The organism is Streptomyces sp. NPDC005485 (assembly GCF_040606085.1).
GTDB lineage: Bacteria > Actinomycetota > Actinomycetes > Streptomycetales > Streptomycetaceae > Streptomyces.
In genome coordinates this window covers 1-17,167 of the sequence record NZ_JBEXDZ010000184.1, presented here as the reverse complement: position 1 = coordinate 17,167, position 17,167 = coordinate 1, and the positions used below count along the sequence as shown (strand labels likewise).

Sequence of the window (17,167 nt, the reverse complement as noted above, 5' to 3'; positions counted from 1 at the left end):
ACGAGCAGGGGCAGCGCCTGGTCGTGCCCACCATCAGCGGCCACGAGCAGGGGCAGCGCCGCCTCCCGGCGGAGGACGCGACGACGCTGGAGGAGGGTTTCGACGAGGACGAACGGGCGGACCTGCGCGGTGAGCCGCCCGGCCGTCCTGCCCTGGCGAGCGATGACCTCACCGTCACCGTGCGCTCCACCCGGGCAGCACGCGGGTGGCCACTTCGCCCCGTGGAGCACGCAGTTTCCCATCGCCGTGCAGTCCGCCCCGGACTGGTTCCGCGAGCACCTCACCTGACCGACGGCGAGCACGCGCCGCCCCGAGCCAAGGAAGTTCCATGTCCGTTCTCACCCACTCCCTCGACGGCGACGTCGCCACGATCGTCCTGGACAACCCCCCGCAGAACCGCTTCGCCCCCGAGTTCGCCCAGGAGCTCAGCGACGCCGTCGACGCCATCACCCGCAGCCCGGCCCGCGCCGTCGTACTGCGGGCCGAGGGCCCCGACTTCAGTTACGGCGGCGACTTCCGCCCCTGGGTCAACGCCGACCGCACCAGCCTGCGGGCCGACTTCGACCACGCCCTGGCCGTGATCAACCGGTTCGAACAGCTCCCGATCCCGGTCGTGGCCGCGGTGCAGGGGCTGTGCTTCGGCGGAGGCTTCGAGCTCGCGCTGCGGGCCGACATCATCCTCGCCGGCGAAAGCGCCCGCTTCGGCCATCCCGAGCAGTCGCTCGGCATCATCACCCTCCTCGGCGGGATCCACCGCGTGGCCGAACGGGCCGGCCGGGCCCGCGCCTACGAATGGGCACTGACCTCCGAGCAGGTACCCGCCGCGGTCATGGCCGAGGCCGGCGTCATCAACCGCGTCGTCCCGGACGATGAACTCCGCGCTGCAACCGAGGCCTTCGCCCGCAAGATCGCCGCAGGCCCCACCCGGGCGCACGTCGTGCACAAGGCGCTGCTGCGCTCCTGGGCCACTGGCGGCACCCCCGCCGCCGACCAGCAGCTGTTCGACCTCGCCGTCCCGCTCTTCGAGACCGAGGACGTCAAGGACGGCCTGGCCTCCGCGGCCAAGGCCCTCAAGGAGGGGCACCCCCGCCCCGTTCTGCCCTTCAAGGGCCGCTGACCCGAACCCTCCCCCACTTACCGAAGGACGCCACATGATCATCGACTCCGCCGACCTGGACGCGAAGTCCGCCTACAAGCTGCTCATCGGCAGCGTCATCCCTCGCCCCATCGCCTGGGTGAGCACCCTGTCCACCGAAGGCGTGGGCAACCTGGCCCCCATCTCCTTCTTCACGGTCGTCGGGCGCAAGCCGCCGCGGATCTCGCTGTCGTTCCAGCCGCGCTCGGACGGTGCCACACTCAAGGACAGCTTCGTCAACATCCGGGACACCGGCGAGTTCGTCACCAACATGGCCACCCTGCCGCAAATCGAGGGGCTGAACCGCAGCGCCTTCGAATTCGAGCCCGACGTCGACGAGTTCGACGCGGTCGGGCTGGAGAAGGAGCCGTCCGAAGCCGTCCGTCCGCCGCGCATCAAGGGCGCCCCCATCGCGTTCGAGTGCACCGTCGAGCACATCTTCTCGGCGCCCGACGGACTCAACAACATCGTCTGGGGCAATGTGGTGCGCTTCTACATCCAGGATGACCTCTATGTGGGCGGCCGGATCGACTTCGGTGCCATCGCTCCGGTGGGACGACTTGCCGCCGAATACACCCTGGTGAACAACGCGTTCGAGACACCGCTCGACCCCGCGGTGCTCCAGGAGCACTCCGGACGCCGGATGGAGCGCCTGGACCAGAAGGACACGTACTACTCACCGATCGACACGCCCCGCTGGTCGCCGTCCGGCTCCACCACCACCCTCGACTGACAGCCAGGGTGGGGCGTGGTGACCCTGCCTGCCCGGAGCGGCTCGCCGATTGACCGACGTCTCGTCCTACTTCGCCAGACCTCACCCGTTCTCAATGAGAAGAGCACATGTCACGGAAGAACTCTTCCGAGAAGCAGGACGAGCAGAAAGACGACCCCGCATACGACTACGACGTGATCATCGTGGGTTCCGGCTTCGGCGGGTCCGTCACCGCCCTTCGGCTCACCGAGAAGGGCTACCGCGTGGGCGTGATGGAGGCGGGCCGCCGTTTCACGCCCGACTCGCTGCCCAAGCACTCCTGGGACATCAAGAACTACCTCTGGGCACCCAGGCTCGGCCTGTACGGCATCCAGCGCATCCATCCGCTGGGCAACGTCGTGGTACTGGCCGGCGCGGGCGTGGGCGGCGGTTCGCTCAACTACGCCAACACCCTCTACGAACCGCCCAAACCGTTCTTCGAGGACCCGCAGTGGAAGGACATCACCGACTGGCAGGACGAGCTGACTCCGTACTACGACCAGGCCCGGCGCATGCTCGGAGTGCGGCTCAACCCGACGATGACCCCGTCCGACGTATACCTGAAGGCGGCCGCCGAGCGGATGGGCGTCGGCGACAGCTTCCACATGGCGCCGGTCGGCGTCTTCTTCGGCGACGGCGAGGACGCCGACGGCACGGCGAAGGCACGACCGGGCGAGCAGGTGCCGGACCCCTACTTCGGCGGGGCGGGCCCGGCCCGCAAGGCCTGCACCGAGTGCGGCGCGTGCATGACCGGCTGCCGCCAGGGCGCGAAGAACACCCTTGTCCTTTGACGGCGAAGTTGGTCGGGCCGAAGTCGCTGACCTGCGCGGACCAACTTCGCTGTCAACGCAGTCGCGTGACGCTTCTTTCGGCCCGAACCCCCTGGCCGCCTGCGCCGACTGGGTTGGATGGCAAGGAACGTCACATGGAAGGCCAGCCTCTTGCAGTGAACCTGCGTCAGCCGCCCGCGGGCCGGTGTGGGCCTTCCCCTTTTGCCGGGGCGACGTACCTCCCGGCAGCGGTAGTTCCGCGCGATAGCGGGCTCACGCGGCGCTACGAGGTTCACGGCGCCGGTACGGCACCGATCTGCTGCATCACCCCGAGGAGATCGGGCTGGCCCCGTTCGCCGACGATCCGGCCGTCGGCCAGGTAGTAGAAGTTCATGGCCTGCACCGAGATCTTGTTGCTGCTCGCCGGGATCCCGAAGAATTCACCGTCGTGGGTTCCCCGCATGGTGAACCGTGCGGCCACGGTGTCGCCTTCGGTGACCGTCTCCTCCAGCGTCCACTGGACGTCGGGGAAGGCGCTGCGCATCATCCCGATGACTTCCATGTACCCATCGGGCCCCCGCAGTGGTTCCGGGTGGCTGGGTGCGTGGAACACCGCGTCCGGAGAAATGACCTCGCGGGCGAGATCCTCGTTGCCCGTGTTGATGAACTCGACGAAACGGTTCATCACTGACTCGGTGGACTGTGATGGCATCTTGCTGTGCCTCTCCAGAGACGTTTGGGCGCGTAGCTGCGAGCGTAACATCGAATCGATGTTCACATCGATTCGATGTTCGCGTGCGAAGATGGACTCATGCTGGAACTCGCGATACTCGGCTTCCTCGCCGAGGGACCCCTGCCTGGACACGAGCTGCGCCGCCGCGTCTCACAGCTGACCGGTTACACGCGGCCGGTCAGTGACGGCAGCCTGTATCCGGCGATCAATCGCCTGACCAGGGCGGGCTTGATCGAGCGGCGCGCCGACCCGGCCGCGGGGGCGGCCCGGTACGTGCTCAGCCTGACCGCGGCCGGGCGGGCCGAAATGCTTCAGCGCCTGAGCAAGCCCGCCGACCACGAGATCACCGACTTCACCCGGTTCTACGTCGTCCTGGCCTTCCTCTCCCACCTGCCCGACGTGGCCGAACAGCACGCGGTGCTGCGCAGACGGCTGGAGTTCCTGGAAGAACCGGCGAGCTTCTTCTACGACAACGAGCGGCCCCTGCGTGCCGAGGAGATCGCCGACCCCTACCGGCGGGGCATGCTGCTCACCGCCCGCGCCACCAGCCGCACCGAACGGACCTGGCTGCGCGAGACCCTCGGGGAGGAACCGCCCGCATTCGACACCGCATGCACCGACAGCGATCCGCATGCGCCCGCCGCTCCCGCGAGCTGACTGTCCACGGAGGTATCCCCATGCTTGCTTCCTGGTACGACGACCAGGGCTCCGCCGCCGATGTCCTGCACGTCGGTGAACTCCCTGATCCCGTCCCCGGCCCCGGCGAGGTCCGCGTCCGCGTCACCGTCTCGGGCGTCAACCCCGGCGACACCAAGAAACGGCGCGGCTGGCTCGGCTCGTCCATGCCCTTCCCGCGGGTGATCCCGCACAGCGACAGCGCCGGAGTCATCGACGCCGTGGGCGCCGGAGTCGACGTCCACCGCGTCGGACAACGGGTCTGGGTATACGGCGCCCAGTCCTACCGCCCCTTCGGCACCGCCGCCCAGTACACCGTCGTACCCGACCACCAGGCCGCACCCCTGCCCGACCACCTCAGTGACGAGCTGGGCGCGAGCCTCGGCATCCCCGGCATCACCGCCCACCGCACCGTCTTCGCCGACGGCCCGGTCGACGGCCAACTGGTCCTGGTCCACGGAGTTCTCGGCGGCGTTGGCTCCCTTGCCGCCCAGCTCGCCCACTGGGCCGGCGCCACCGTGATCGCCACCGTCCGCCGCACCGCGGACCTCGACCGCGTCGACCCGGCCGTCACCCACGCCATCGCCCTGGACACTGGCGAGCCCGCCGCTGCCATCCGCTCGTACGCGCCACGGGGCGTCGACCGGATCATCGAGGTCGCGCTGTCCGACAACGCCGATCTCGACAACGCCGTCGCCGCCCAGGGGGCCGTCATCGCCGCCTACGCCACCCGCGCGGACCGCACTGAGATTCCCTTCTGGCCTCTGCTGTTCAACAACGTCACCCTGCGGCTGCTCGGCAGCGACGACTTCCCCGCCGAGGCCAAGCGCCAGGCCGCCCGCGACCTCACCTCCGCCGCCGCCGTCGGCGCCCTTACTTTCGCCGTCGGCGACTGTTACCCGCTGGACGACATCGCCAAGGCTCACGACCACGTCGACGCCGGCGGTGGCCACGGCCGCATCCTGGTCACCCTCCCCCAATAGCGCAGGGCCGGAACACCGGCCCGTCACCAGCAACCCCCGTCTCATTGACGGCTACTGGATCGCTCACCTGACACGACTAAGTTCACTGTCAAAGAAGCCGAAACGACTGGGTTCGCTGTCAAGCGACTCGATTGGATGACAAGGGACAACCCTCAACGAGAACTACCTTCACCTCGCTGAGAAGGCGGGCGCCGTCGTCCACCCCATGACAACCGTCGTGTCCGTCACGGACGACTCCCGCGACGGTTACACGGTCCGGGCTGTCCCGACGGAGCGCAAGAACAAGGGCCGGGGCCGGGCTTTCAAGGCCCGCCGGGTCGCCCTCGCGGCTGGCACGTACGGCACGTACGGCACGTACGGCACCCAGACCCTGCTGCACCGGATGAAGGAAGGCGGCCAACTGCCCCATCTCTCAGCGAGATTGGGGGAACTGACCCGCACCAACTCCGAAGCCCTGGTAAGCGTGCACGCCAGCAGCCGACGCCACCGCGAAATTGTCGGCGAGCAGGGCGCCGACTTCACTCATGGGGTCGCCATCACGTCCTCGATCCACCCCGACGACAACACCCACATCGAACCCGTCCGCTATGGCAAGGGACCGAGCCTGATGGGTCCGGGATTCGTCTTCCAAGTCCCCTGCGCCGAAGGCTCGTCGAGGGTTTGGGGCTGGCTGGTCAACATGGCGAGACACCCGCTGCTCGCGGCCCGCTCGCTCTCGAACCGGCGCTGGTCCGAGCGGACGATCATCGGCCTGGTCATGCCGTGCCTGGACAACTCCCTGACGAGCTATCTGAAGCCGCAGGGCATGGGAAAGGGCCTGTTGATGACTCGGCAGGGCCATGGCAGCCCCAACCCCAAGCAGATCAGGGCGGCTTCGGAGGCCGCCTCCGTCATCGCCGCCGAGATAGGCGGCTTCGCGGGCAGCAATGTGGGTGAGCTGATGGGCACGCCGCTGACCGCGCACTTCCTGGGCGGCTGCCCCATCGGCGACTCCCCCGAGAGGGGCGTGATCGACCCGTATCACCGGCTGTACGGCCACCCCGGCATCCTTGTCGTCGACGGCGCGGCCGTCTCGGCGAACCTCGGCGTCAACCCGTCCCTCACGATCACGGCCCAGGCCGAGCGGGCGATGTCGTACTGGCCCAACAAGGGCGAGAGGGACCCGCGTCCGGCACCAGGAGCAGCGTACGAACGGCTGAAGCCCGTGGCACCCAGACACCCGGCCGTCCCGTCGGAGGCTTTCGGTGCACTGAAACTGCCGTTCCTGGGGATGCCGGCGGTGCCGCCGAAGGAGTCGTCACCCAGCACAACGCGCACGGCGCCCGCCGAAGACCGTGCGGTGGGAGCTTAGGAACCATCCGCGCATCCAGAAGCCGGCGGCTCCCGCTGGGGCAGTTCAACCCTGGCCAGGTCACTTCTCTTGGTTGCGGACGTTGTTGATGGCCGCTTGAAGTTGGAGCCACATCGGATCTGTTGCCGATGCCGTGTCGATGGTTGCCAGATCGTCTGAATCCCAGGTGGCGACTCCGTCAGTGAGAACCAGATCGGTCTCCAGAGAGGCATCGTCGGGAAGTTCGGAAGTTGCGTCCAAGAAGGCTGTCACTGCGGCCCTAGGCGCGGTGTCGTTCGCGCCTTCAGCCTTGGTGGAGACGGTGTCCACGGGCAGAAGCACGACGTCACCCGCGTTGCCGGCGATGACGAGTTCACCCGTCGCCGTGCGGCCCAGCGCGGAGATCGGGGAGCCTCCCAGCACGTCGTGCTCCATCGCGGCTGGACCCTCGATGTCGACCTCGATGAGTGTCCCTGTCGGAGTTCCGACCCAGAGCACGCCGGGTCGGGTTCCGAAGGCGATGTTGTGGCGTGACCAGGCGCGCATCTGGTCGAGCCACTCTTGTGGATATGGGTAACCCGGGCTGGGTTCGCCGAGAGATGTCGTGAAGACACGGCGGAGTGAGGGGAACTCAAAGACGTCCAGTGAGTTGCCGTACGCGTTGCCCCGGATCGCCAGATGGCGTCCGTCGGGGCTGAAGATCGGGGTCTCGTAGCCGTCGGCGTCCAAGATCGATGCGTGTCGCAGCAGGCGCATCGCCGCTGGCGCGGCGTCGAGACCGACCCGGGCGAACAGCACGAGCGTCGCTCCCTGATCGCTGGCGAGCGTGGCCACCAGCCCGCCGCCCGGATGCTCCGTGACGCCTGTGTCCCAACGTGGGCCGGCGGTGACGGTTCCCGAAGCGAGGTCGAGGACATCCGAGCGTTCCCATGCGTCGTCTTCACCGTCTGATGACGGTGATGCCCACAAGGTGTGACCGTCCGGGCTGAACGCCAGGCTGTCGTATCCGGCAGCGGGCGGCACGTTGTCCAGTGCGGTCGGTCCGGAGGGTTTCCACTGCACCACTTTGCCTTCACTGGCCACCATGAGCAGCGGCTGCTCGGGATGCCATGTCACGGCGGGTGTACGTTGGGATCGTTTCCGTCCGAAGGCCTCGCCGTAGACAGCTGAGTCGGCGCCGACTGAACCGAGTTCGCGCAGCTGCCCCGCGTCGCAGGTCCAGATGCTGAGCGCAGGACGTCCCGAATCCAGGCAGGCGAACAGCGGAAGCCGTGGATGGCAAACCAACCGCTCGACGGGGTGCCCACCATTGATCCGCGTGCGTGCGACGACCTCGACATCATCCATCCTGACACCGTAGTTCCCGGTGATCCAGGGTCAATATCGTGGTGGGTCCTTTCCTGCAGGTGTGCTCAGACACGGGCAAGCGTCAGCCGGCCAGCGTCTTTTCCTGCGGGTGTGCTGCGATCGCCATCGGGCTTCCCCCGGGGTGCGGGGAAGTAGCCGGGAGGCAAGGAAACCTTCCGGGAAGACGACGGGTCAGCGTACGCCTGCCGTGTCGAGCAGGGTGACCACTGTGGGGGCGACGAGTCCCGTCATCGTGTCGGCACCGATTCCCGCGCGGGCGCTGGCGCCGTCGAAGACCAGGATCAGCTGCCGGGCCAGCAGGTCAGGGTCGCTCGCGCCGCCCTGTTCGGCCTCGGTACGGAAAAAAGCCGTCAGATTCGCCTTGATCCGGTGTGCCACCTGGCTCGCCGAGTGACTCTGGTCCTTCAACTCGATCTGCACAGACAGGTACGGGCAGCCCAGGAAGTCGGGCGCGCCCGCCTGCGACTCCAGTTGATCGAAGACGTGCAGGATCCGCTCGCGGGGGCAGCGGCCGTCGGCCGCCGACGGCAGGAGCCCGGCCACAAAGGCGGAGGCGCGCTCATTGAGGCTTGCTGCCAGCAGGTCGTCCTTGCTCTCGAACAGCTGGTACATGGAGCGCTTCGACACTCCTGCCGCCTTGCACAGCGCGTCGACGCCGATGTTGACGCCGTCTCGGTAGGTGAGCGTGGCCGCCGCCTCCAGCAGCCGCTCCCTGGAAGTTGACTTCGTCTCGAGGGTCATATCGCGAGGTTAACTCGAATCGAACGAAATGAAAACTGATCGGTTTCCGGGGGTGTCGGGAGCCGCTCGGCGCCGTGGGCACCTGGAGTCCGCGCAGAGGCTCGGCGACGGTCTCGGGGGAAAGACCGTCGCCGAGCCCTGATGGTGCGCACGCCCCTCGTCCCCACGGGGGCGGCACACGGGGGCCACTCCGCTCGACGGCCCCGTCCTGGGTGATGCGGGAGGGGTTTGGCTACACCGGGGTGGCGTTCTTCTCGGGCTCCGTCTCGGCCGGGATGCGGTGCAGTCCCTTGCGGTCGTACCACCCCAGCACGCCGAACCCGAACAGTGCGGCGGCCGCGAGGCCGACGGCCATCATCACCCAGCCTCGGGTCAGACCCGCGTCACCCTGCGCGTCGTAGTAAAGGATCGAGCGGATCCCGCCGGCGATCTGCCGCAGCGGCTCGAACTCAGCGAGGAAGCGGTAGAAGCCGGGCAGCGCCTGAATCGGCGTGGTGGCGTTGGCCGTTGGCACCGCCATCCCGATGAAGACCAGCGTGGCTACGAGCATGCCGGGCGTGCCGAAGACGGCGAGGAGGGTGAGCGCGCCGATCCCGGAGACGGCGATGGCGGCCACCGAGTACAGCCACAGGAGCGGCAGGTGGGAGGCGTCCATGCCCATGATGCCGACCGCGCCGACCATGACCAGGGTGCCCATCAGCAGGGACAGGGCCGCCATGAGGGTGCCGGCGATGGCGAGGGTCTGTACCCGGGTCGCCCGGATCAGTGGGCGGTGCAGGCGCAGCGGGCCCATGTCGTTGTGGGTGTAGCCGAGGGCGTGGTCGACCTGGCCGCTGATCACATTGGCGGAGAGCATGCCGCACACCACGAGAGCGAGTGCGTAGTAGAACGCCGTCAGGCCGAGACCGCTGTGCGAGTCGAGTGGATGGCCGTCCTTCACCGTGACGGCGGCGGGGTCGGCGAGCAGGACGCGTGCCGCGGTGGGCAGCTTTGCCTGCTGGGCGCCGGTCTGTGCTGTCAATTCCTGGCCTATGCGGAGTGAGGCGCTCTCGGCCGCCTGGGTCGTCGCGGTCCGGGCCAGGCCGGAGCCCAGGCTGCCGGCCGACTGGTTGGTGAGCACCGTCAGTGTCGGACGCACCGGGGTCCCGGTGGTCGTGGTTCCGGTCAGGGCGGTGGTGGAGGAGGTGAAGTCGGCGGGGACGACGAGCGCGCCGTACAGCTTGCCCTTGCCGAGTTCCTCCTTCACCTCCCGCTCGTCCATCACCTTCCAGTCGACCTTGTCCCCGCTGGCGGTGGACTTCTTGATCGAGTCGGTGATCTGGGCCCCCAGGTTGACCTGCTTGCCGCCGACCGAGGCTCCCTTGTCGGCGTTGACCAGACCGACGGGCAGGTTCTTCATGTGGCCGGCCGGGTCGATGTTGGCGCCGACGTACAGCACGGCGAACAGCAGCGCGAGCACGCCGGTGATGACGCCGCTGGCGATCCACAGGGGTTTCGCCCGCAGCACGCGGAAGGGGTGAATTCCATTCATGACTTACTCCGGCTTGGACAACACAGCTACATCGGGAGGAGACCGGACGGCACCATCGCCCGCCGGGGACTTTCTGCGTCAAAACCCTTCAGCACGGCTCGCGTTGACCGTTGAGGATGAGCCCCGCCGGCGCCCCGGCTGCGGTCGGCGAAGCAGTCGACGGCACCCGTGGATCACGGTCCCGGCCGCCCCCAAACGGAAACCGGCCGGTTTCGTATCATCGTAAACCGATCGGTTTCCAAATGCCAAGTCGAGAGGCTGCCCAGGCATCGAAGACCGAGTCGGACGCTCGGCCCTCAGGCGGGTGGGGTGATCGTTCATGCCACGCCGACACGAACCGGGCTCACGGCGTTCCGGTCGTCCTGACAGTCGGCTCGCGGTCGCGTCACGCGGCCACTCGCGCCGATCGCCCCCGGTCGGCGCCCTTCGGTGTCGTGGTGGATCGGTGTGTGTGAGTCGCTCAGGGGCAGGCCTGTTCCGCCGTAGCGGGCGGCGACGATCTCGGCCGCGATGGACAGGGCCGTCTCCTCAGGTGAACGGGCGCCCAGATCCAGGCCGATCGGCGAGTGCAGTCGGGTCAGTTCGGCTTCGGTGAGGCCGATTTCGCGGAGTCTGCGGTTGCGGTCTTGGTGGGTGCGGCGGGAGCCCATCGCGCCGATGTAGGCGGCCGGCAGGCGCAGGGCCGTCTCCAGGAGGGGGACGTCGAACTTGGCGTCGTGGGTGAGGATGCAGACCACGGTGCGGTCGTCGGTGCGGGTGTGGTGCAGGTAGCGGTGGGGCCAGTCGACCACGATGTCGTCGGCCTCGGGGAAGCGTGTCCGGGTGGCGAAGACGGGTCGGGCGTCGCACACCGTGACGTGGTAGCCGAGGAACTTGCCCATGCGTACCAGCGCCGCGGCGAAGTCGATGGCGCCGAAGACGAGCATGCGTGGCGGCGGCACGCTCGACTCGACGAACACGCTCAGGCCGGGGTCGCAGTGGGAGCCGTCCTGCGCGATGTCGAAGGTGCCCGTGCGCCCGGCGTTTAGCAGGGAGCGGGTTTCGTTGACGACGGCGCGGTCCAGGTCCGGATGTCCGCCGAGTACGCCTTCGCAGGATCCGTCGGGGCGGACCGCCAGCGCCCGTCCGAGGAGCTTGGCCGGGCCGCGGATGACGCGTGCGAGAGCCGCCGCCTCGCCCCTGGCGGCGGCCGCCAGCGCCGTCTGGAATGTCTTCCTGCCCGGCGCGTCGACGGGCACCGGCGTGATCAGGATGTCGAGGACACCGCCGCAGGTCAGCCCGACAGCGAAGGCGTCCTCGTCGCTGTAGCCGAACCGCTCGCGGACCGTCTGGCCGTCGGCGAGCGCCTGGGTGCACAGGTCGTAGACCGCGCCTTCGACGCAACCGCCGGACACCGAGCCGATGGCCGTTCCGTCGGCGTCGACGGCGAGCGCGGCGCCCGGCCCGCGCGGTGCGCTGCCGCCGACGGCCACCACCGTGGCCACGGCGAAGTCCCGGCCTTCCTCGAGCCACCGGTTCAGCTCGTCAGCGATGTCCAGCATGGGATTTTCTTTCTTGTCGTCGTAGGCGGATCGGGCCGTCGTCGTGCAGGTGCGCCCGAAAGGGCATGCACGACAAGTCCCGCAACTGCCGTCGTCTCAGAGCAGCTTGTCCAGCGTGATCGGCAGGTCCCGGATCCGCTTGCCGGTCGCGTGATGGACCGCGTTCGCGATCGCGGCCGCCACGCCGGTCATGCCGACCTCGCCCAGCCCGATGATTCCCAGAGGCATCGTCTTGTCCGGTTCGTCGAGCCAGTCGACGTCGATCGCGGGGATGTCGGCGTGCACCGGCACGTAGTAGGAGTCGAGACCGGCGCTCATGGTGCGTCCGTTGCGGGGATCGACCAGACTCTGCTCCGACAGCGCCATGCCGATCCCCATGACCACGGCCCCGCGCAGCTGGCTGACCGCGGTCTTGGGGTTGATGACGCGCCCGACGTCGAACATGCCGAGCCAGCGCGAGATCCGCAGTTCACCCGTGTCGGCGTTGACCCGTACCTCACAGAACTGCGCGCCGCGGGCGGCCTTGGACCAGCGCTGGTCCTTCAGGAAGGTGGTCAGGAAGCGGCCCTGACTGCCCAGCACTCCCAGCCGGGTGTCCGACCCGACCGAGGCCTCGATGAACGGGCGCCCCGCCGCGCGTAGGGCGGCCGCCGGCGCCTGACCGGTCGTGCCCGTACGCCGGGCCAGGGCGCTCACCTTGCGGGTCAGCTCGGCGCACGCGGCGAGGAGACTGGTGGCCACCGTCGCCGTCTGGTTGGAGTTGCCGGCCATCGGGCCCGCCGGCAGGGCCGTGTCGCCGTACTCGACCCGGACCTTCTCGTACGCGATGCCGAGCGCGTCCGCGGCGATCTGTGCCTGTACGGTCGCGGCGCCCATGCCCATCTCGTGGAAACCGCACTGCACGAGCGCGCTGCCGTCGTCGCTCAGCCGTACCTTGACGTCGGCGACCAGGCGCAGGGTCGGGTGGTAGGCGGTGGCCGTGCCCATCCCGACGAGCCACTCGCCGTCACGCATGGAGCGTGGTTCGGGGTTGCGGTCCGCCCAGCCGAAGCGTTCGGCGCCGGTCTCGAAGGCTTCACGCTGCATCCGCTGGGAGAACTTCTTGCCACCCGTCGGATCCTTTGTGGGCTCGTTGCGCAGCCGCAGGGCGATCGGGTCCATCGACAGCTCGTAGGCGAGTTCGTCCATCGCCGATTCCAGTACGAAGCTGCCGATCGCCTCGCCGGGGGCGCGCAGCCAGGTGTTGGGCATCAGATCCATCGCGACGAGGTTCTGCCGGGTCAGCATGTTCTGGGCGCCGTAGAGGTGCCGGGCCGGCGAGCTGGTCGCCTCGAGCAAACCCCCGACCGAGCCGGTGCGGGTGACGCTGTCCTGGATCAGCGAGGTGAGCCGGCCGTCGCGGGTCGCCCCGAGCGCGATCCGGTTGGTCGAGGCGGTGCGCCCACCGGTGGCGCGGTTGACGGCCGTGCGGCTCAGCGCCAGGCGCACGGGCCGCCCGACGGCCTTGGCCGCCATCGCCGCGATGACCGTGCCGGGCCAGACGGCGAACTTCCCGCCGAAGCCGCCACCCAAGAATTCGGCGTGGACGCGGACGTGGGACGCCGGCACACCGAACCGCCAGGCCAGGTAGCGGCGGCTCTGGTCCATGGCCTGCGTGGTGTCGTGCACGGTGAGGTGGTCACCGTCCCAGACGGCGACCGTCGCGTGCGGCTCGATCGCGTTGTGTTGCAGGCCGGGCGTGGTGTAGCGCAGGTCGACCGAGACGTCCGCAGTGGCCAGCGCCGCCTCGGCGTCGCCCTTCTTCGTCTGGCCGGCGAAGGTGAGGTCGCCCTTCGCCGGGGTGGCGTTGTGCTGCTCGGCGGCGAAGTCCACCCGCGCGGGCAGCGGGTCGTAGGTCGCTTCGACGAGCGGTGCGGCCTCGTTCGCCGCGGCCGAGGTCTCGGCGACCACGACGGCGATCGGTTGGCCGTCCCAGAAGACCTGATCGGTGTTGAGGTAGTCGAGGCTGGTGCCCGACACGTCCGGTCCGAGGTTCAGCACGATGTTGGCTTTGCGTGCCGGCCGGATCCTCGGCGCGTCGAGGTGGGTGAGGACTGCCACGACGCCGGGCACAGCGGCCGCCGCGGCCGTGTCGATGCCGGTGATCGTGCCACGGGCAACGGTTGCATGGACCAGCGTCGCGTACGTGAGGTTCGGGTAGTGGTGCTCGGCGGAGAACCGCACCTCCCCGGTCACCTTCGCGTGGCCGTCCCGGCGATCCACCGGTCGGCCGACGGCGCCCCCGACGGGCACGGAAGCGTCCGCGCCGGACTCGGAGCCTGTCCAGGTGTGTGTGGTCACGATGCGCTCCGCTCAGCGTTGAGTTTCCGCAGCACGGCCACGACCGTCCGCTGGGCCAGGTCGATCTTGAAGGCGTTGTCGGGCAGGGGCAGCGCGGGGGCGAGTTCGGCGGCGGCGGCGCGGGCGAAGCTCTCGTCGGTGGCTTCGGCGCCGAGCAGCAGTTCTTCCGCGATGCGGGCCCGCCACGGCTTGGTCGCGACGCCGCCGAGTGCAAGGCGGACCTCGGCGATGCGGCCGTCATCGGCGACCTTGAGCGCCGCGGCGACCGAGACCAGGGCGAAGGCGTACGACGCTCGGTCGCGGACCTTGCGGTAGCGCGAGTGCGCCGCCACGGGCACCGGCGGCAGCTCGACGGCCGTGATCAGCTCGTCGGCGGCCAGTACCGTCTCGATGTGGGGTGTGTCGCCGGGCTCGCGGTGGAACTCGGCGATCGGGACGCGCCGGACACCGCGCACGCTCTCCACCTCGACGACCGCGTCGAGCATCGTCAGCGCCACCGCCATGTCCGAGGGATGCGTCGCGATGCAGTGCTCGCTCGTCCCCAGCACCGCACTGCCGCGGGAGAACCCGCCGATCGCGTCGCAGCCGCTGCCGGGCGCGCGTTTGTTGCAGGCGGAGGCCTCGTCGTAGAAGTACATGCAGCGGGTGCGCTGCAGGAGGTTGCCTCCCACGGTCGCCATGTTCCGCAGCTGAGCGGATGCCCCGAGCAGGACGGCCTGGGCCAGCACCGGGTAGCGGGTGCGGATGAGGGGGTCCGCGGAGAGCCGGCTGTTGCTCACCAGTGCGCCGACGCGGATGGTGCCGTCGGGCAGTTCCTCGATCCCGGTGAGTGGCAGGCGGGTGATGTCCACGACCGTCGCCGGGTGTTCGATGCCCTCACGCATGAGGTCGACGAGGTTCGTCCCGCCCGCGAGGAACTTCACGTCATCGCTGTCCGCGATCGTGCGCAGCGCAGTGCCCACGTCCGGTGCGCTGAGGTAGGAGAACGACTTCACTTCGCGACCTCCTTGATCGCCGAGACGATGCCGTTGTAGGCGCCGCAGCGGCACAGGTTGCCGCTCATCCGCTCCCGGATCTCCGTCTCGTCCAGCTCTCCGCCGGTGTCGGCGAGGTGCTCGGTCGCCGCGCTGGGCGCGCCTTCCTTGTGCTCGGCGAGCATGCCGATCGCCGAACAGATCTGGCCCGGCGTGCAGTAGCCGCACTGGAACCCGTCGGTGCGGACGAACGCCTCCTGCAACGGGTGGTCGACCCCTTCGATGGTCGTGATCTCACGGCCCTGGTACTGCACCGCCAACGCGAGACACGCGTTGATCCGCCGGCCGTCGGCGAGCACCGTGCAGGCCCCGCACGCGCCTTGGTCGCAGCCCTTCTTGGTGCCGGTCAGGCCCAGGTACTCGCGCAGCGCGTCGAGCAGGCTCACCTGTGGCGCCACGTCCAGCCTCCGGGCGGACCCGTTGATCCGCAGCTCGATCTCCACTGTGTCTTCCTCCGGTTCGCCCGTGGGCTCGTTCTCATGGGGGCCATCAGGCACATATGCCAGGACCAGAGGGACTCCGCTCCGCGGACTGTGACACCGCCGGCCGGGGATCCGAATCATGAGAATGGGTCCATGATCTAAAACACGAACGTAGCAGTTCGACTGATTAAATGCATCACCTTTGTCGCGATTTTACATTCCCATGCAACAGCAATGATGCAAATCAGTACAAATCCGCAGGTCAGGCGTATGGTCTTCGGTGCATCACGAATCAAAACGGGAGTGGGTAAGTCATGGGCCGACCCCTGCGGGCCGATGCCGCGCGCAGTGTGCGCGCGATTCTGGAGGCGGCCGAGCAGGTGCTTGCCGAAGACCCCGGGGCCTCCATGGAGCAGATCGCCGAGAAGGCGGGCGTGGCCAGAACGACCGTGCACCGGCGGTTCGCCAACCGCCAGGCCCTCATCGAAGCACTCGCCAGCTCGGCGAAACAGCAGCTCATGGACGCCGTGGAAGACGCCCACATGGACACCGCCCCACCGCTCGTGGCACTGCACCGCGTCACGGCGAACGTACTGCGGATCAAGAGCGTCTGGCGGTTCACGCTCGGCCACCCCCTCGCCGACACCCCCCTCACTGCGGTGATCTGGTCCGAGATCAATGCCGGAGCCCTCGAGTTCTTCGCCCGGGCCCAGCACGAAGGGCTCCTCGCCCCGGACACGGACCTCATGTGGGCGCGACGGGTCTACTACGCCCTCCTCGACGAGGCCCAGCACGGAGGCGGCGCGGATCTCGACCCGGACCAGGTCCGGCAGAACGCGGACGCAATGGCCACGCTCGTCGTCGACACGTTTCTGCGCGGCATGGGACCCCACGGCTGAACCGCACCCGGCCGACGGACGCCGGGCTCCGTCTCGTCCTGCCCCTCCTGGGGCCGCGAGGAATGGCATTCCTCGCGCGCAGCCGGCGCGACAACGAGCCGCCCCCACTATCGACGCAGAGCGCGTCCGCGAGAGCGATGGGCTCCTGATCGTGCCCTACAACTCCGTGCAGTACCTCGCCTCGCGCGATGTGAGACAGCAACTGTTGGACTGCTGGCCCATCCTCGTCGACCTAGAACGCGGAGACGTAGGGTTCGGGACCCTGGACGAGCGGCATCTGTGGAAACCTCCGCGGACCTGACGGCGCCGCGGCTGCCCGCAACGACACTTACGGGACGGCTGTCATTCCGGCGGGGGGTCACACTTCAGGATGCATGCGCCGTGCCACCATCCGCAGCAGTCGGCGCCGCGTGCGGGATCTCGGTCGACGTATTCCCTGATGATGCGGCCGTCTTCGATGCGGGACACGCCCTCTTGCTTCCTGAAGTCGATCTTCAGGATGTCGAGTTCCATGGTCATGCATTTGACCGCGTACTTGTCGGCTGCTTCGGGGTACTGGTCGAACAGCTTTGTTCAGTGCGTCGAAGAATTCGGGGGCGCTCTGCGGCCCGCAGGTGGGCTTGCTGGTCGTGACTCCTCCCTCGGCTGAAGCCGGGGGCTTCTCGCTATGCCGGGTTGGCGTGGCGAGGGACCAGCCCGGCCCGTAGAACGTTGATGGCTCCCACTGTGTCGGCGTGCGCGGTGTGGCCGCAGGCGAGGCAGTGGAACTTTTCCTGTGTGGGCCGGTTCTCCTTCGCGGTGTGCCCGCATGCGGGGCAAGTGCGGGAGGTGTTGCGGGGGTCCACGGCGATCACTTCCCGTCCGGCGCTTTCAGCCTTGGCGTGCAGGATCGTCAGGAACACCCCCCAACCGGC

General features: G+C 68.6%; 16 protein-coding genes and 2 pseudogenes. 7 read left to right on the top strand and 11 right to left on the bottom strand.

The features are described 5' to 3' along the window. Positions 1-230 (bottom strand): hypothetical protein (locus tag ABZS97_RS38165; RefSeq protein WP_356145893.1); only part of this gene is annotated, 230 nt, incomplete at its 3' end. Positions 231-328: 98 nt separating this feature from the next. On the opposite strand from ABZS97_RS38165, the gene ABZS97_RS38160 reads away from it, so the two are divergent. The 3 genes and pseudogenes from ABZS97_RS38160 to ABZS97_RS38150 form a co-directional block, all read left to right on the top strand. Further along, on the top strand, positions 329-1,117 hold the full coding sequence (locus ABZS97_RS38160; RefSeq protein ID WP_356145890.1) for an enoyl-CoA hydratase/isomerase family protein: 789 nt from the start codon (positions 329-331) through the stop codon (positions 1,115-1,117). Between the two features lie 34 nt (positions 1,118-1,151). Next, positions 1,152-1,868 (top strand): flavin reductase family protein, encoded by a 717-nt coding sequence (locus tag ABZS97_RS38155; RefSeq protein ID WP_356145884.1) that lies wholly within the window; start codon positions 1,152-1,154, stop codon positions 1,866-1,868. Positions 1,869-1,975: 107 nt separating this feature from the next. After that, a pseudogene (locus ABZS97_RS38150) lies at positions 1,976-2,668 on the top strand (NAD(P)-binding protein); the annotation flags it as partial. 280 nt (positions 2,669-2,948) lie between these two features. On the opposite strand, the gene ABZS97_RS38145 reads toward ABZS97_RS38150, so the two are convergent. Then, entirely contained in the window at positions 2,949-3,341 is a 393-nt protein-coding gene (locus ABZS97_RS38145) for an ester cyclase (protein ID WP_356145879.1), read from the bottom strand. Between the two features lie 126 nt (positions 3,342-3,467). Here ABZS97_RS38145 and ABZS97_RS38140 point away from each other — a divergent pair, with 126 nt between their 5' ends. The 3 genes and pseudogenes from ABZS97_RS38140 to ABZS97_RS38130 all read left to right on the top strand — a co-directional run. After that, positions 3,468-4,046, top strand: coding sequence for a PadR family transcriptional regulator (locus ABZS97_RS38140; protein WP_356145872.1), 579 nt, complete (start codon positions 3,468-3,470; stop codon positions 4,044-4,046). A 20-nt stretch (positions 4,047-4,066) separates the two neighbouring features. Then, positions 4,067-5,047 carry an NADPH:quinone reductase gene (locus ABZS97_RS38135; protein ID WP_356145867.1) on the top strand — a complete coding sequence of 327 codons (981 nt, stop codon included), beginning with the start codon at positions 4,067-4,069 and terminating at the stop codon, positions 5,045-5,047. A gap of 148 nt (positions 5,048-5,195) precedes the next feature. Next, positions 5,196-6,398 (top strand): annotated as a pseudogene (locus tag ABZS97_RS38130) (GMC oxidoreductase); the annotation flags it as partial. Positions 6,399-6,458: 60 nt separating this feature from the next. Here ABZS97_RS38130 and ABZS97_RS38125 read toward each other — a convergent pair. The 7 genes from ABZS97_RS38125 to ABZS97_RS38095 form a co-directional block, all read right to left on the bottom strand. After that, the gene (locus ABZS97_RS38125) at positions 6,459-7,724 is read right to left on the bottom strand and encodes a hypothetical protein (protein ID WP_356145861.1); all 1,266 of its coding nucleotides are present in this window, start codon (positions 7,722-7,724) and stop codon (positions 6,459-6,461) included. A gap of 192 nt (positions 7,725-7,916) precedes the next feature. Continuing rightward, positions 7,917-8,486 carry a TetR/AcrR family transcriptional regulator gene (locus ABZS97_RS38120; RefSeq protein ID WP_356145856.1) on the bottom strand — a complete coding sequence of 190 codons (570 nt, stop codon included), beginning with the start codon at positions 8,484-8,486 and terminating at the stop codon, positions 7,917-7,919. A 232-nt stretch (positions 8,487-8,718) separates the two neighbouring features. Next, the gene (locus ABZS97_RS38115; RefSeq protein ID WP_356145850.1) at positions 8,719-10,017 is read right to left on the bottom strand and encodes a DUF3533 domain-containing protein; all 1,299 of its coding nucleotides are present in this window, start codon (positions 10,015-10,017) and stop codon (positions 8,719-8,721) included. 317 nt (positions 10,018-10,334) lie between these two features. Then, complete coding sequence (locus tag ABZS97_RS38110; RefSeq protein WP_356145847.1) at positions 10,335-11,558, bottom strand: XdhC family protein; 1,224 nt, start codon at positions 11,556-11,558, stop codon at positions 10,335-10,337. A gap of 96 nt (positions 11,559-11,654) precedes the next feature. Then, the gene (locus ABZS97_RS38105; RefSeq protein ID WP_356145842.1) at positions 11,655-13,898 is read right to left on the bottom strand and encodes a xanthine dehydrogenase family protein molybdopterin-binding subunit; all 2,244 of its coding nucleotides are present in this window, start codon (positions 13,896-13,898) and stop codon (positions 11,655-11,657) included. Next, positions 13,895-14,893 (bottom strand): xanthine dehydrogenase family protein subunit M, encoded by a 999-nt coding sequence (locus tag ABZS97_RS38100; protein ID WP_356145835.1) that lies wholly within the window; start codon positions 14,891-14,893, stop codon positions 13,895-13,897. The genes ABZS97_RS38105 and ABZS97_RS38100 overlap by 4 nt, the downstream gene beginning before the upstream one ends. Then, positions 14,890-15,375 (bottom strand): 2Fe-2S iron-sulfur cluster-binding protein, encoded by a 486-nt coding sequence (locus tag ABZS97_RS38095; protein ID WP_356145832.1) that lies wholly within the window; start codon positions 15,373-15,375, stop codon positions 14,890-14,892. Before ABZS97_RS38095 ends, ABZS97_RS38100 begins: the two co-directional genes overlap by 4 nt. A 293-nt stretch (positions 15,376-15,668) precedes the next feature. Between ABZS97_RS38095 and ABZS97_RS38090 the strand changes: the two genes are divergently transcribed. Further along, a complete protein-coding gene (locus tag ABZS97_RS38090; RefSeq protein ID WP_356145829.1) occupies positions 15,669-16,253 on the top strand; it encodes a helix-turn-helix domain-containing protein in 585 nt (194 codons plus the stop codon). A 342-nt stretch (positions 16,254-16,595) separates the two neighbouring features. Here ABZS97_RS38090 and ABZS97_RS38085 read toward each other — a convergent pair whose 3' ends face one another. Both ABZS97_RS38085 and ABZS97_RS38080 read right to left on the bottom strand, forming a co-directional pair. Continuing rightward, positions 16,596-16,766: a hypothetical protein gene (locus ABZS97_RS38085; protein ID WP_356145821.1), complete on the bottom strand. Its 171-nt coding sequence runs from the start codon at positions 16,764-16,766 to the stop codon at positions 16,596-16,598. A 152-nt stretch (positions 16,767-16,918) separates the two neighbouring features. Next, positions 16,919-17,167: transposase (locus ABZS97_RS38080; protein ID WP_356145818.1), on the bottom strand; the 249-nt coding region annotated here is incomplete at its 5' end.